Origin of the sequence: Tychonema sp. LEGE 07196, assembly GCF_963890365.1 — a bacterium.
Classification (GTDB): Bacteria; Cyanobacteriota; Cyanobacteriia; order Cyanobacteriales; family Microcoleaceae; genus Microcoleus.
In genome coordinates, this window is sequence record NZ_CAWPRX010000113.1 from 33,151 (window position 1) to 46,702 (window position 13,552).

At 45.9% G+C, this 13,552-nt stretch carries 12 protein-coding genes; 5 read left to right on the forward strand and 7 right to left on the reverse strand.

Features of this window, described 5'->3' with window-relative positions:
• Nucleotides 1–1,440: an IctB family putative bicarbonate transporter gene (locus tag AACV78_RS13765; protein WP_194010700.1), complete on the forward strand. Its 1,440-nt coding sequence runs from the start codon at nucleotides 1–3 to the stop codon at nucleotides 1,438–1,440.
• A gap of 494 nt (nucleotides 1,441–1,934) precedes the next feature.
• On the opposite strand, the gene AACV78_RS13770 is transcribed toward AACV78_RS13765, so the two are convergent.
• The 3 genes from AACV78_RS13770 to smpB all read right to left on the reverse strand — a co-directional run bounded on the left by AACV78_RS13770 (nucleotide 1,935) and on the right by smpB (nucleotide 4,080).
• A complete protein-coding gene (locus AACV78_RS13770) occupies nucleotides 1,935–2,165 on the reverse strand; it encodes an Osc7112_2153 family protein (RefSeq protein WP_255512971.1) in 231 nt (76 codons plus the stop codon).
• On the reverse strand, nucleotides 2,162–2,887 hold the full coding sequence (locus AACV78_RS13775) for a tetratricopeptide repeat protein (RefSeq protein WP_194010699.1): 726 nt from the start codon (nucleotides 2,885–2,887) through the stop codon (nucleotides 2,162–2,164). The genes AACV78_RS13770 and AACV78_RS13775 overlap by 4 nt, the downstream gene beginning before the upstream one ends.
• 725 nt (nucleotides 2,888–3,612) lie before the next feature.
• A complete protein-coding gene (smpB, locus tag AACV78_RS13780) occupies nucleotides 3,613–4,080 on the reverse strand; it encodes an SsrA-binding protein SmpB (protein ID WP_193971280.1) in 468 nt (155 codons plus the stop codon).
• A gap of 123 nt (nucleotides 4,081–4,203) precedes the next feature.
• On the opposite strand from smpB, the gene xrtO reads away from it, so the two are divergent.
• Complete coding sequence (xrtO, locus tag AACV78_RS13785) at nucleotides 4,204–5,760, forward strand: exosortase O (RefSeq protein ID WP_228042239.1); 1,557 nt, start codon at nucleotides 4,204–4,206, stop codon at nucleotides 5,758–5,760.
• A complete protein-coding gene (locus tag AACV78_RS13790; RefSeq protein ID WP_194010698.1) occupies nucleotides 5,747–8,611 on the forward strand; it encodes a TIGR02921 family PEP-CTERM protein in 2,865 nt (954 codons plus the stop codon). The genes xrtO and AACV78_RS13790 overlap by 14 nt, the downstream gene beginning before the upstream one ends.
• A gap of 426 nt (nucleotides 8,612–9,037) precedes the next feature.
• Here AACV78_RS13790 and AACV78_RS13795 read toward each other — a convergent pair whose 3' ends face one another.
• From AACV78_RS13795 to AACV78_RS13810, 4 genes are all read right to left on the reverse strand, one after another.
• Nucleotides 9,038–9,337 (reverse strand): Rieske (2Fe-2S) protein, encoded by a 300-nt coding sequence (locus AACV78_RS13795; RefSeq protein ID WP_194010697.1) that lies wholly within the window; start codon nucleotides 9,335–9,337, stop codon nucleotides 9,038–9,040.
• A 36-nt stretch (nucleotides 9,338–9,373) separates the two neighbouring features.
• Nucleotides 9,374–10,042, reverse strand: a complete 669-nt coding sequence (locus tag AACV78_RS13800) for an HAS-barrel domain-containing protein (protein ID WP_194010696.1) — start codon at nucleotides 10,040–10,042, stop codon at nucleotides 9,374–9,376.
• Nucleotides 10,043–10,367: 325 nt separating this feature from the next.
• A complete protein-coding gene (locus AACV78_RS13805) occupies nucleotides 10,368–10,559 on the reverse strand; it encodes an NAD(P)H dehydrogenase subunit NdhS (protein ID WP_194010695.1) in 192 nt (63 codons plus the stop codon).
• 249 nt (nucleotides 10,560–10,808) lie between these two features.
• On the reverse strand, nucleotides 10,809–11,879 hold the full coding sequence (locus tag AACV78_RS13810; RefSeq protein WP_194010694.1) for an Mrp/NBP35 family ATP-binding protein: 1,071 nt from the start codon (nucleotides 11,877–11,879) through the stop codon (nucleotides 10,809–10,811).
• Nucleotides 11,880–12,070: 191 nt separating this feature from the next.
• Between AACV78_RS13810 and hemF the strand changes: the two genes are divergently transcribed.
• The gene (hemF, locus tag AACV78_RS13815) at nucleotides 12,071–13,114 is read left to right on the forward strand and encodes an oxygen-dependent coproporphyrinogen oxidase (RefSeq protein WP_194010693.1); all 1,044 of its coding nucleotides are present in this window, start codon (nucleotides 12,071–12,073) and stop codon (nucleotides 13,112–13,114) included.
• Nucleotides 13,115–13,174: 60 nt separating this feature from the next.
• The gene (locus tag AACV78_RS13820) at nucleotides 13,175–13,537 is read left to right on the forward strand and encodes an STAS domain-containing protein (RefSeq protein WP_106149243.1); all 363 of its coding nucleotides are present in this window, start codon (nucleotides 13,175–13,177) and stop codon (nucleotides 13,535–13,537) included.
• The last annotated feature ends 15 nt before the right edge of the window (nucleotides 13,538–13,552 follow it).

Below are 13,552 nucleotides of genomic sequence, written 5' to 3' on the forward strand. Positions count from 1 at the left end.
ATGAATTCAGTTTGGCAACAGTTAAGTCTGGCAAATTTGCCGCTCTCTCAGTGGCAAAATGGCAGTTATATATTGAATTGGACGATCGGCAATGCGCGCAGTTGGCGAGAAAGTAGCTGGCTGATGCAGTGGGCGGAGCCTCTGGGTTTTGGTTTGCTGGCCTTGACGTTCAGTATGGGCCCGTTTGTGAACAATGCCTTGGTGGGGCTGTTAATGGCTGCTGGTGCAGCATTTTGGGTGCTGCTGACTGTTTCTGACGATCGCACGATCGCCCTCACACCCATTCACTTGCTGGTACTGCTGTACTGGGGCATTGCCACCGTCGCCACCGCCATGTCGCCGGTGAAAGCCGCCGCTTTTGTCGGTTGGGGCAAGCTAACGCTGTATTTGCTGTTTTTTGCCCTCATGGCGCGGATATTGCGAGACCCCCGCCTGCGTTCCTGGTTGATTGCAGTATATTTAAATGTCGCTCTAGTAGTCAGTTTCTACGGCGTGCGACAGTGGATCGATCAAGTGCCACCATTAGCTACTTGGAACGATCCGACATCAACTCAAGCCGATCTCACGCGAGTTTACAGCTTTTTGGGCAATCCAAACTTGCTCGGTTCCTATTTGCTGCCAGCAATTGCCTTAAGCGCCGCCGCACTTTTTGTGTGGAAAGGATGGGGAACAAAACTTTTAGCCTTGACGATGCTGGTGGTGAATTGCGCGTGTTTGCGCTACACCGACAGCCGGGGTGCTTGGATCGGTTTTGTGGCTCTGCTTGTGGTGTTTTTAGTGCTGCTTTGGTACTGGTACAGCCCTTCTATGCCTCGGTTCTGGCGCACTTGGGCGCTGCCGTTAGGGTTGGGAGGTTTGGCTGGTGCGTTAATTTTGGGAGTGGTTTTGGTGGCGCCATTGCGCGAGCGAGTTTCGAGTATGTTTGTCGGCCGCGGCGACAGCAGCAACAATTTTCGGATTAATGTTTGGAATGCGGTGATTGACATGATTCGCGATCGGCCAATTCTCGGAATTGGCCCCGGAAACACTGCCTTTAATAAAGTTTATCCGCTTTATATGAAGCCGAAATTCACTGCTTTGAGCGCTTATTCCGTGCTGCTGGAAATTGCCGTAGAAACAGGATTTATCGGTTTAATGTCTTTCCTGTGGCTGATGACTGTCACCGTCACTCAAGGTTTGTTGCAGATCAAAAAATTGCGCGACGCGCAATTTAATATCTCTAATTTAGAGGAAGCGTCCCCAAATCTCAAATCGAATCAAGGGTTTTGGTTGATTGCGGCGATCGCAACTTTAACCGGCATGATGGCCCACGGTTTTGTCGATACCGTTTGGTACAGACCAGAAGTTAATATGCTGTGGTGGTTGATGGTGGCGATTATTGCTAGTTTTTACAGGAACTCGCAGCAGCAGCAAAATTCAGCTTTGACAGAAAGCGAGTAGATAAAAATGCTGGCACAGAACATCTGTTCTTTTGCAAAAAGCATTTGTTTCTTTTAGTGCTTTCTGTCAAAGCTCGCCGGTTGCAGGAGCTCTTCGAGATTTTGATATCATCTCCGGTAAATTACCATCACAAAAACGGTTCGTAGTACATCAGTCAGTCTCCGCAATCTATGAGCGGACACTGACTGACGCACGCGCGATCCAATTTTCTTGTTTTCAATCGACCGGACATGATATTATGTCAAATCCGGTTGCACCGGAATGATGTTAACAGTTAACACTCAACAGTCAACAGTTAACACTCAACAGTCAACGCCTGAATTTACTCTTCCGATGAAGAGAGGATTTGATATTACTTGATAGCTGTACGAATACAGCCACGATCAATAGTAGGGTGCGCGCTGCACGCACCCTACATAAAATTACTACATACTACATACCTGCAAATGTAAAGTGCTGGTGTCACACCCTACAAAATTCATGGAAAATAACTTTTATTCTTCGCTCTCCGAAGGCATGACGAATCTCGGGCACGGATAATTTCCACCATTTCTATCACTGCAACGCCGCCACGTTGACTGATTCGAGCTGAACGGCGTTTCGGATGATTCATTAACTGTAGATTGAACAGTTGCAGGAGTGGGTTGTGCTTTTGAGGCTTGACTGAACTGCAATACTGTGATAATTGCCAGTATGGTTGATGAAAGCAAAAATGTGCGTTTCATTTATTTGTTTTTTCCTCTTTTAATCGTTGACGTGCCATTCCTATCCATATATCCTCATCGAACTCTTGAGAATCCGCATACTTTAGACAAATTTTCCACTGCGGTAGCGCTTCCTTCGTTTTTTTCATCCCTTCTAGGACTTGCGCTTTCAGGCAATAAGTTGCTGGGCCTTCACTATCAAGCTTAATGGCTGCATCCAGATGTTGCAATGCTTCTGAATATCGACCCTGTTTCAGCCGCGCCCATCCCAAGTTTTTAAGTAAAGAATATTTAACTCGATCGTCCTCAGCTACTTTCAAACCTTGCCACAGCAAGTGAACCGCAGCAGCATAGTTTTTATTATCAAGAATATATAACCTCGCCAAATTGCTGTAAGCAGCAGGCAGACCTAGTTTGGCAGCTTGCAGATATTTTTCTCGGGCGCATTGCAAATCTTGCACCTCTTCGCAAAGCCATCCCAAATTGTAAAGAGCTGCGCGGCTTTTGGGGTCTACAACGAGCGCCAACTCATAGGCTTGTTGAGTATCGGCCAATCGATTGGCTTTGTAGTTTTCCAAACCTCTATTATTAAACAGTGATGCGAGTTCCGGCAACCCAAATTGCCAACCACCAAAACCTACTGTTAGGATGAGCAGGAAGGCCGCCCACTTCGACTGGTGATACTTTTTCCCTGGCTGTTTCATGACATTAAAAATATTAGCTAATGGTGTCGTTTTTGGCAAATTTTCACTGTTAGTTAAGTGATAATTTGTTTGCCGTATTTCATTGCCACCCTCATGACATCATCATCTTAGGAATTGACTTAGGCCTGAGCCTATTTCTCATTTCTGGTTTGCAACTCCACAGCCGAATGCTTGCGTAATGCTGCCACTACCTAGATGTATTCGAGCATAGGTTAATTTTTCGCGGGGCTCGAACACCTATCCGGATCATTTCAGAAAAAAGCCAGAAAAAAGCCGCAAGCCCTCAGCCTGAAAGGAGAAAGAGCCTTGACTGCTACGGATGTTGTGAGTAATAATACTTAGTTGTGGGGCGATCGACAATAGACTCATTGCATATAGCCTTTCAAGCGAAAGATGAGATACTATCCTGTATAGGGCATGGGGCATAGGGCTATGGGCATACCTCACCACGCTTGAGAAGTGCTATAAATCTTCCATCGATGGGAAAACCGCAGATGTATTTCAATAACAGAAAGAGAATGAAGAGCAATTCAAATCTAATGATTAATCGCTAATCACTAGACTTGAGTTCCACTCAAATCAAACACAGATAACATTGAATTATCTGCATCCGTCAGTGTTTATCTGCCTGAAATCTGCGGTTAACAAAGCGAATATTTATGTAACTCAAGTCTACTAATTACGAACACAAATAAACGATAACTCATGTAGATAGGACTCTAAAAGCCTGTTTTTTACAGGCTTTGAGAAGATTCGTCCAATCACTAAAATTGCTTGATTGCGCGTTCCATATCCCGCTTGTCTTCGCGTTTCTTCAAATCTTCACGCTTGTCATACAATTTTTTACCTTTACCCAAACCGATATCGAGTTTAACCCAGCCGCCTTTCAAATACATTTTTAACGGCACTAAAGTCAAACCTTTTTCTTCCACTTTGCCAATTAGTTTACGAATTTCCTGCTTGTGCATCAGCAATTTGCGAGTGCGTCTTGGTTCGTGATTAAAATAGTTGCTAGCACTTCTCCAAGGCGAAATATGAACGTTTATCAGCCACAGTTCGCCATTCCGAACTAAGCCGTATCCGTCCCGCAAATTCGCTTTTCCTTCCCGAATAGATTTAACTTCGGTTCCTTTCAACTCGATGCCCACCTGATATGTCTCTATAATTTCATAGAGATGCCGCGCTTGTCGGTTATCGCTAACAATTTTGTATCCCGGACTTTTTTCGCTCATTTTTACCTCCGCTGAAATTATTATAACGCTAGCTTGTCTGTAGAAAAAATAAAAGCTTGACAAAACTTAAATTTCAGGTCTAGGCATTACCAATGTTGCTGAGCTAAGATGTCACCAACGTGAATGTCAAGCGGTATCATGCAGCGCACCAATATTCCAGATTCTGGAATTCCAGATTCTGTTACTCCTTATCCTGCGGTTAATTTGGTTTGGTTAGCTCCTTTTTTACTGTCGCTCACTTGGTTTTTTGCCAATATCTCGGCAGTTAAATGGCTGTTATCCTCGTTTGTTGAGATACCGACACTGTACAAGATAGTAATTAGTTTTCTGATTGTAGCATTAGTAGTGCGATCGCTCAGTTCGGGAACTCGCCCGCCCGCATTGTCCCCCAAATTCGTTGTGAGGCGCTATCCGCTGGTATTAATGTTGGGTGCGAGCGTTTGCTCGATCGCCCTTGGGTGCATAATAGACATCAAACAAATTACCATCCTGCTATTTATCCTCGGAACCTACGGGCTGTACGGCTTAATGGTAGAGCCAAACTTTTGGCGAAAAAACCTGCCAATAGCGGGGCTGCTAGCTTGTATTTTACCATTCAACACTCAGCTCAATAACGGATTGGGTTTGCCGGCGCGAGTGCTGACAGCTCAGGTAGTAGAAAAATTGCTATCGGTTTTCCAAATCGGGGCTATTTCTTCCTACGATATCATCGTCTTAGAAAACGGCATCGCTCAAGTAGACGTACCTTGCAGCGGCATTAAAACCCTCTTAGTAGGGACACTATTTTTGCTAGCTGCTACCTGGTTAGAAAGCCGTCAATTGGGTTTTAAATGGCTAGCAGTATGCGCCGTCAACTTCATAATGTTAGTTTCGGCTAACGCTTTGCGGGTAGTCGTATTAGTATTAGTTGCCCAAGTTTTTCAACAGCCAATTTATGCCGAAATCCTGCACGTACCCCTGGGAATAGTCGGTTTAATTAGCGCTTGTTTTTTGAGTTGGTTGATGCTGCAAAAAATACCCAAAATTTCCGCAGACAAACAAATTAATCTTGAGTCGCAACCAGATGCAGAAATCCTCAAAAATCAGCCCTTAGCAAAAGCCGGACTAATTGCGGCCGTCGCTGTGTTGGCAGCAATTTCTCAATTGTATCATGTAGAAAGCGAAAAAGTAGCGATTGCCCCCCTGAAATTTCCCGAACAAATCATATCCGAACCAATCCCCCTGAATCCCAGCGAACAAAAATTCTTCGGCAATTACCCAGACACCAAAACAGAAAAAAAGAGATTTATCTCCGGTAACTTGCGCGGTTCCATGCTAACCGTAGCCAGCACATCCTGGCAGACATATCACGCACCAGAGTTGTGCTTTATCGCCAGCGGCATCCCCGTCAACCGCATAGAAAGAAAACAGCTAACTCCTGCCATCGCAGCCCGCTGGCTGTCTGTCAAAGACAACCAACTATCTGCCACCTACTGGCTGCAATCTTCCCAGCAAACAACCGATAATTTCTTAGAGCGAATCCGCAGCGACATCAACCACAAAAATCATACTTGGGTACTTGTGTCAATTCTTTTTGACAATTCCGTAAACCCCGAAAGTTCCGAAGTCCAATCTTTTGCTAAAAACGTACACAACACCGTTAATTATAGCTTAACAATAGCAAAAAATGAAAAAAATTAAGCTGGCATTGAACATAATTTTTCAGCTAATATTTTGGCTGTGGAACCTGACATTCTTGTCAATAGTTTATCTAGGAATTTTGCCCTATCTGGCAATCCCGTTAATCCAAGCCACGATAGACGGAATTATCCCCCTGGAATTTGCCTTGACCTTAACAGCACTGATAGCAGTGCCTACAGTATTTACAATCATCGGGTTCAAGGGTTTTCGCAAGCAACCATTGCAGCTAATGCGCCTGTTTTACGGCGTAGAAGCGCCCTTATTTTTGCTCTGCCTAGTAAGGCTGTTTCTGCTGCGCGAACTGACTCCACCGAGCTCTCAAATCATTTGGACAATAGGATTGTGCATTGCAGGATTTTTAGTAGAAACTCTCTACGGATATTTGGGAAAAACAGAAAATATTCAAGATATTTCAACATCTCAAGATGCTGAAAACAAACCGCAACCTCTAAGTGGATTAATTGGCAAAAAACAAATTGCCTGGATACAGTTAGGAGTTCACAGCTTAATGTTGCTAGTTGGCATTTGGGCGGCCACATTGCTGATGTTTTACGCACTGCCCGTCGCAAGTGTGATAATAGTTGGATTTCTTAGTTTTGCTTGGGTGACACCGCTGATAGAATCTTTCAAGTACAGTTCATTTGAGATAATTTGGTGGTTGCCATTATCCTTAATCTTATTTGGTTTTACCTCCAGCTTGTTCGTAGTAATGCCTTCGCTTTATGGCTTTCTCTACATCCAATCTGCCCGCAAAATATTAAATAGTTTTGCTTCGCAATACGGAAAAAATCAAGCAATCGCGGGCAGCTTGGGAGTGATGGCAGCTTGGCTGGCTATTTTCGCAGCTTTGCAGCAGCAGCCGCAAATTCAAGCAATGAAAATTCTGGAAACTCCCGCAGCTAACGAGACGGCGCGTCAAACTTTATTAGCCAAGTCTGATATGATTCGATCGGGCTTAGTTAACGCCTATTTGTCTCCTTACCGCTACCTGAGCACTGTGGGAGAAAATGACCACATTTACTCGCTGTACAAAAATACTTTAAATCTGCCTGACCAAGCAGCTAAAAGCGTACAGAACAGCTATAATATTTTAATGTCGCCGTTTTTGTATCAAGGCTCGAGTTCCGATGTCAAAAAAGCCGAAAAACTTTACGCTGGATTCTTCGATACAGAAATTCAAAAAGGTGACACAGAAGCAGTAAAACACGCGGTGCAGTCAACATCTAACCGGGAAGAAGCTAAGGCTGGTTTGTTGAATGTCAATGAGGAAAAAGTATGGTTGGATTCCCAAGAAGTTACAGTCAAAGAAAACGGCGATTGGGCTGACGTTCAAATCTACGAAGTTTACAAAAATCAAACGCCCAACTTGCAAGAAGTATTTTATTACTTTTCTCTGCCGGAAAGCGCCGCAGTTACAGGAGTTTGGCTGGGCGATACTGGGGATTTGCAAAAGCGTTTTGCTTTTACTGTGTCGCCCAGAGGTGCCGCCCAGCAAGTTTACAACGAGCAGGTGAGAGAAAGGGTAGATCCGGCTTTGCTCGAACAAATTGGCCCGAAACAATATCGCTTGCGAGCTTTTCCTGTTCCGCCTAAACGAGAGTTTGCGGTTACTAACGGGCCAACGGAAATGCACCTTTGGCTGACTTACAAAGTCCTGCGACAAGCACAGGGTTGGGCGATGCCAATTTTGGCTGAAAAACGCAATATTTTTTGGAATCAAAATACTCGCCGAGTTATCGCTGGAAAGGAGATTAAATACAAGGGTAAGGAGGCCAAAGAAACTTGGCTTCCAGCATTTTTACCCGCAGTTGCAACGCCAAAAGCAATACCGCATTTAGCGAATTTACCCGGCAAAAATACTGTTTTTGCTCAGCCCCTGATTGATGTAAATTACTTTTTGCCAAACGTTAAAAAGTTGGCCTTGATCCTGGATACTTCTCGGAGTATGGCGACAGAAAAAAAAGAACTTAAGGAGACTTTTGATTGGTTGAAAAAGAATGTTTTAGCCACAAACAGTGTGGATTTATATGTGTCGAGTGCGGCGGGGATGCCGCCGAGGTTGGTGGAAAACATACGCAGTTTTGATGCGAAAAAGTTGACGTTTTACGGTACAATTCAACTTAAGGATATTCTGCAACAGTTTGCACGGTTGCGCGGCAATAGAAGTTATGATACTGTATTCTTGGTGAGCGATCGCCACAGTTACGAGTTATCGGACGATCGCAAAACCAGCGTTTCTCTAACTGCACCTTTATGGACAGTACATTTGGGAGGTTTGCCCCCTGGCTATGACGATGCTACTTTAAAGTTGATTCAAGATAGTGGCGGCGGAGTTTCTACCGATATCAAAGAAGCAATGCAGCGAGTGGCGACGATGGCGGCGTCGGGGAAATCTGTAGTTAATGTTGTTGATGGTTATGCTTGGAGTTATGCCAAAACTCCGAAGGTGGCTGCAGGGGTTCCGAAAATAACTAATGATGAAAATGAAGGTTTTAAACCGATAGCTGCGCGGCAGTTAATAACGGCACTCAGCAAGCAGAAAACTGCTAATCAATTGACTCAATTGGATGCGATGCACTCGCTTGCTAAAACTTTTAAAGTCGTCACGCCCTATTCTTCGATGATTGTGTTGGTTAATGACGAGCAAAGAGCGCAGCTAAAGGCGGCGGAAGGTAAAAACGATCGATTTGAACGCGAGGTAGAATCGGGTAAGGAGGAGTTGACGAAACCGAGCAATCCTTTGAATGTTTCGGGGGTTCCCGAACCGGAAGAATGGCTGCTTTTGATGGTTGGGGCGATCGGGCTTTTGGCGATTTTCCTCCGTCAGCGGCGCGCAAAAACGGTAAGTTGAAAAGCGCGCGCCCTGACTCAGAAACCGGGTTTCTTCCTCACTCGGGCGTGAGGATGCCTAAATTGTCGCAGAAACCCGGTTTCTTGGCCCTAGGGATTTAGAAACCGTTTGAAAAGCGCGCGCCCTGACTCAGAAACCGGGTTTCTTCCTCACTCGGGCGTGAGGATGCCTAAATTGTCGCAGAAACCCGGTTTCTTGGCCCTAGGGATTTAGAAACCGGGTTTCTTCCTCAATCGGGCGTGAGGATGCCTAATATCTGGACGGTTGCATCGTCAGGTGATTTAACCGGCGCTAGAACACAGAGTACACAGAGTCCGAGAATATATATCTGAATCATTCCGATGAAGAGAGGATTTGATATAAATTGTCGCAGAAACCGGGTTTCTTGGCTGGGCGCTGGTGATTCAGAAAACAAGTAAATTATGACTAATCGATATTGACAAAAACGATCTCGCCCTCAATTTTTACCGGATAAGATTCCAGCGAATCCGGTGAATTCAAACACTTACCAGTATCTAACTTAAACCTAAATTTGTGAAACGGACAGGTAATGAGCCCGTTATCAACCTTACCCATATCGATCGGATATTCTAAATGCGTGCAAGCATTGCGGTAACAAGTGACATTTGCGCCTTGGCGATTCAAAATCAGCGAAATATCCTCAACTTTTACCTTCACAATATCCCGTTCGGGAATCTGATTTAGCGCTGCTATCTCTACCCACATAAAAAATTATACTTTTCTATTTACTTATCCCATATTCTACGGATGAATCTGACTCAAAATCACCCTCAACCGATCGTAATCATCCTTCAACAAAACACTCAAATTCCTGCCCGCTTCCACCAACCAAGATCGATCGCGCATCCGCAACTGATAAATCTCCCGAATCGTCGCCGCCGCCAGCGCATCCACCGGCGCATTAGTCACCCCCAGCAGCGTCCTCAAAAAATCCAACTGTACCGTAAAATCAATCACCTCATCCGGTTCGCAACAATAAACCGCCTGGTGAATTTGCGGCGGGCGCGGCGGCAAATACTGATAAATTTTACCCCTCGACGGGCCGTTACCGTTGAACTTTTCCGGCGCAGTCTCAAACCCCACAATCGCCACTCGAAACTCGGTTTTGAGCATCGCAAAAATCTGCGGTTGTTCTTCCCGCAACTCTTCCAGCGACAAACCCAAAGCGCGAGCTCTGTGCACCGAGTCGATCGGGCTAGTCGTCGCGTAATAAACCACACCGTAGATTTGATTTTTTGACTCTTCATCCAGCGCCTTAACCCAACTTCCAAAAGGCGGCATCACCGGAAAACTCAAGTCATCCGGTTCCAAACATTGAGCCATAAATTCCGAAGTTGCCGTCTCGATTACCTCAGCAATGCGATCGGGATGGCGCTCTTTTGTAGCAAATTGGGGTAAAGGTAAACGCATAATTTTAGTTATTAGTTATTAGTTATTGGTTATTAGTTATTGGTTATTGGTTATTGGTTATTGGTTATTGTTATTGGTTATTAATTATTGGTCATTAGTCATTGGTTTTCTGTTACTTATTAACTATCGGTTTTTGAGCATTTCAATTGTCTACAAACAAACAATCTAACTGTGAGTGGGTGGGTCTCAAAGCACGTCCTGAATATACAATCTCAATGCGCGACAGCTTATTCCGTGAGTGTTCAGATTTTGGTTAGCTTACCAATTCCCAATTCTCAATTCTCTTCAGATTAATGACTAATGACCAATGACTAATGACCAATGGCTACTTCGTCCGACCAGCCGTAGCATCCACAAGTTCTAACTGCGACAGCCGAAACGAGATCAGCTTGTCCCAGTTGCCGCCTTCAAACAATACCGCGACTTTCCCGTCGGTAACTCGCTGGACAAGTCCTTGAAAGCCGTAGTAAATCTCGCCCTTATCTTTAACTCGAACTGCCGAACCTGGAAAAATCATAATTGTTTGAAAGTTAAGTTTGACTGTTTATAGTTTACTGTTTTTTGGCGATCGAGACTTGAGCCTAAAACCCAAGGCAGAACCTCCCTCATCTGCTTTCCCAAGAACATCCCCCGAAGGAGGCTAAAAGTTAGTTCGGGAGGCGCTGGGACTCAAGAAACCGGGTTTTTGATGAATCGGCAGGCTGCAACGAAGTAAACGTCACAAAAACCCGGTTTCTCGGCACCGATGCCTCCCCGACTAACTTTGTTAGGCTAAGGCTGCTACGGAAACCTTACCAGCAATCCTACCCGCGATCGCCCGCAACTCCCTCGCCGAAGCAGAATCCGGTTGTCCCACCACAATCGGCACACCGGAATCGCCACCTTCCCGCAGCGGAATTTCCAGCGGAATGCGGCCTAACAGCGGCACTCCCAACTCCGCAGCCGTCCTTTCCCCGCCACCGGAACCGAAAATATCATATTGCTTGTCAGGCATATCCGGCGGCACAAAATAGCTCATGTTTTCCACAATTCCCAATACCGAGACTCCCAACTGCTGGAACATCTTCAACCCCTTGCGGGAATCCAGCAAAGCCACCGTCTGCGGAGTCGTCACAATTACCACACCAGCCATCGGCACCGCTTGCGCCATTGTCAACTGTGCGTCTCCAGTACCCGGAGGCATATCGACAATCAGATAATCTAAATCGCCCCAATTCACTTGATAGAGGAACTGCCGGATGATCCCGTTCAACATCGGCCCGCGCCAAATTACAGGTTGGTCTTTGTCAATTAAAAACGCCATCGACACCAATTTGACACCGTAATTAAAGGCCGGTTCGAGGCTTTCCCCGCTTTTTCCGTCCCTAACCATCACTTTCGCGTCTCCCAAACCCAACATATTTGGGTCGTTGGGCCCGTAGATATCCGCATCCAACAAACCCACCTTCGCGCCGGTTTGCGCCAGCGCTACAGCCACGTTTACCGCTACCGTGCTTTTGCCAACGCCGCCTTTGCCGCTGGATATGGCGATAATATTTTTGACTCCTTCTATTCCTTGGCGATCGGTCACTCCCTTCTGTTGCGGCGTTTCGGCTGTCACCTCCACCGCCACTTTTTCGACTCCTGGCAACTTTTTGACCGCTTTTTGGCAATCTTCGACAATAAATTCTCGCAGCGGGCAAGCAGGCGTTGTCAGCACTAAAGTAAAACTGACTGTACCGCCGTCAATTTTAATGTTACGAATCATGTTCAATTCCACCAAACTTTTTTGCAGTTCGGGGTCTTGCACCGGTCGCAGGATCTCTAAAACTGAACTAATATCGAGTGTCTCGGGCATTGTGTTCTCCACCATAGCTCTGCAATTGGGTTAGCGAATTTTCGATCGCAATTTAAAGTATATTTTTGTTGCTATTTTTTAATGTATCTTCATTACGATCATTTGCAGACCTGCGGTGGCATAATTACAATGCCGACTGGATTGGGAAATCATCCCCCGTCTAAGACTCAAATCTGACAACAGAAATTCTTATGACAGTTTCTACCACACTTAAAACCAACTCTTCTGTGTTTTTGCCGCCCGCTGACTCTAGAGCTAGAGTCAGCCAATTTATGAAAACCCTACAAGATGAAATTTGTCAAGCCCTCGAACAGCTCGACGGTGGCAGCAAATTTAAGGAAGACTCTTGGGAACGCTCCGAAGGCGGGGGCGGACGTTCTCGCGTGATGCGCGAAGGCAATGTGTTTGAACAAGGCGGAGTTAATTTTTCCCAAGTTTGGGGCGAAAGTTTGCCGGCTTTGATTCTTGCGAAGCACCCAGAAGCGGCAGGTCACGATTTTTACGCGACTGGGACTTCGATGGTGCTGCACCCCCGCAATCCTTACTTGCCTACGGTTCACCTCAATTACCGCTATTTTGAGGCTGGGCCGATTTGGTGGTTTGGTGGCGGTGTCGATTTGACTCCTTATTACCCGTTGGCTGAGGATGCAGCTCATTTTCACAAAACTCTGAAAGCAGCTTGCGACAAACACCACTCGGACTATTACCAGACATTTAAACTCTGGTGCGACGAATATTTCTACCTGCCGCACCGCCAAGAAACTCGCGGTGTGGGCGGCCTGTTTTTTGACTACCAAAACGGTCAAGGCCCGCTTTACCGCGACCAGAATGTCAAAGGAAAAGCTGCTGAATACAGCAAGAATGCCGGGAACCCAGAACCCAGAAGCTGGGAGTCGCTGTTCGCCTTCGTACAGGACTGCGGCCGCGCATTTTTGCCGGCTTACACCCCAATTATAGAAAAGCACCGATCGAAAGAATACGGCGATCGCGAGCGCGATTTCCAACTTTACCGCCGCGGCCGCTACGTTGAATTTAACTTGGTGTACGATCGAGGCACAACCTTTGGCTTGCAGACCAACGGACGCACCGAATCGATTCTCATGTCCCTGCCACCTTTGGTACGCTGGGAGTATTGTTTCGAGCCAGAACCCAACTCTCCAGAAGCCGAACTCTACTCGAAGTTCTTAAAACCGCAAGATTGGGCGAATTGGATGCCTCAGCAGTCACCGACCTGAGTTAAACTACTGGGAAAGTAACCACCGCGATAAATAGTAATAAATTTGAGGGAAGGGTCAGTGATTCATATTGATCAAAAAACCCACACGCTATCTGACGGTACAACAGTTATCGTCTTAGCACCGACAGGACGGTTGGACATCACGACAGCTTGGCAATTCCGCCTCAAGTTGCAAGAGTGTATTTCCAAACTCAGCCGCCATGTCGTCGTGAATCTTGGTCAGGTAAACTTTATCGATAGTTCTGGCCTGACCTCATTGGTAGCCGGTATGCGCGATGCGGATAAAGTTAAGGGAAGTTTCCGCATTTGCAATGTTCATCCAGAAGCCAAACTGGTGTTTGAAGTCACCATGATGGATTCTGTGTTTGAAATCTTTGAAACGGAAGAAGAAGCTTTAGAGGGGGTGCCGCGCGCCAGTTGAGCGCTCCCGCTGGCA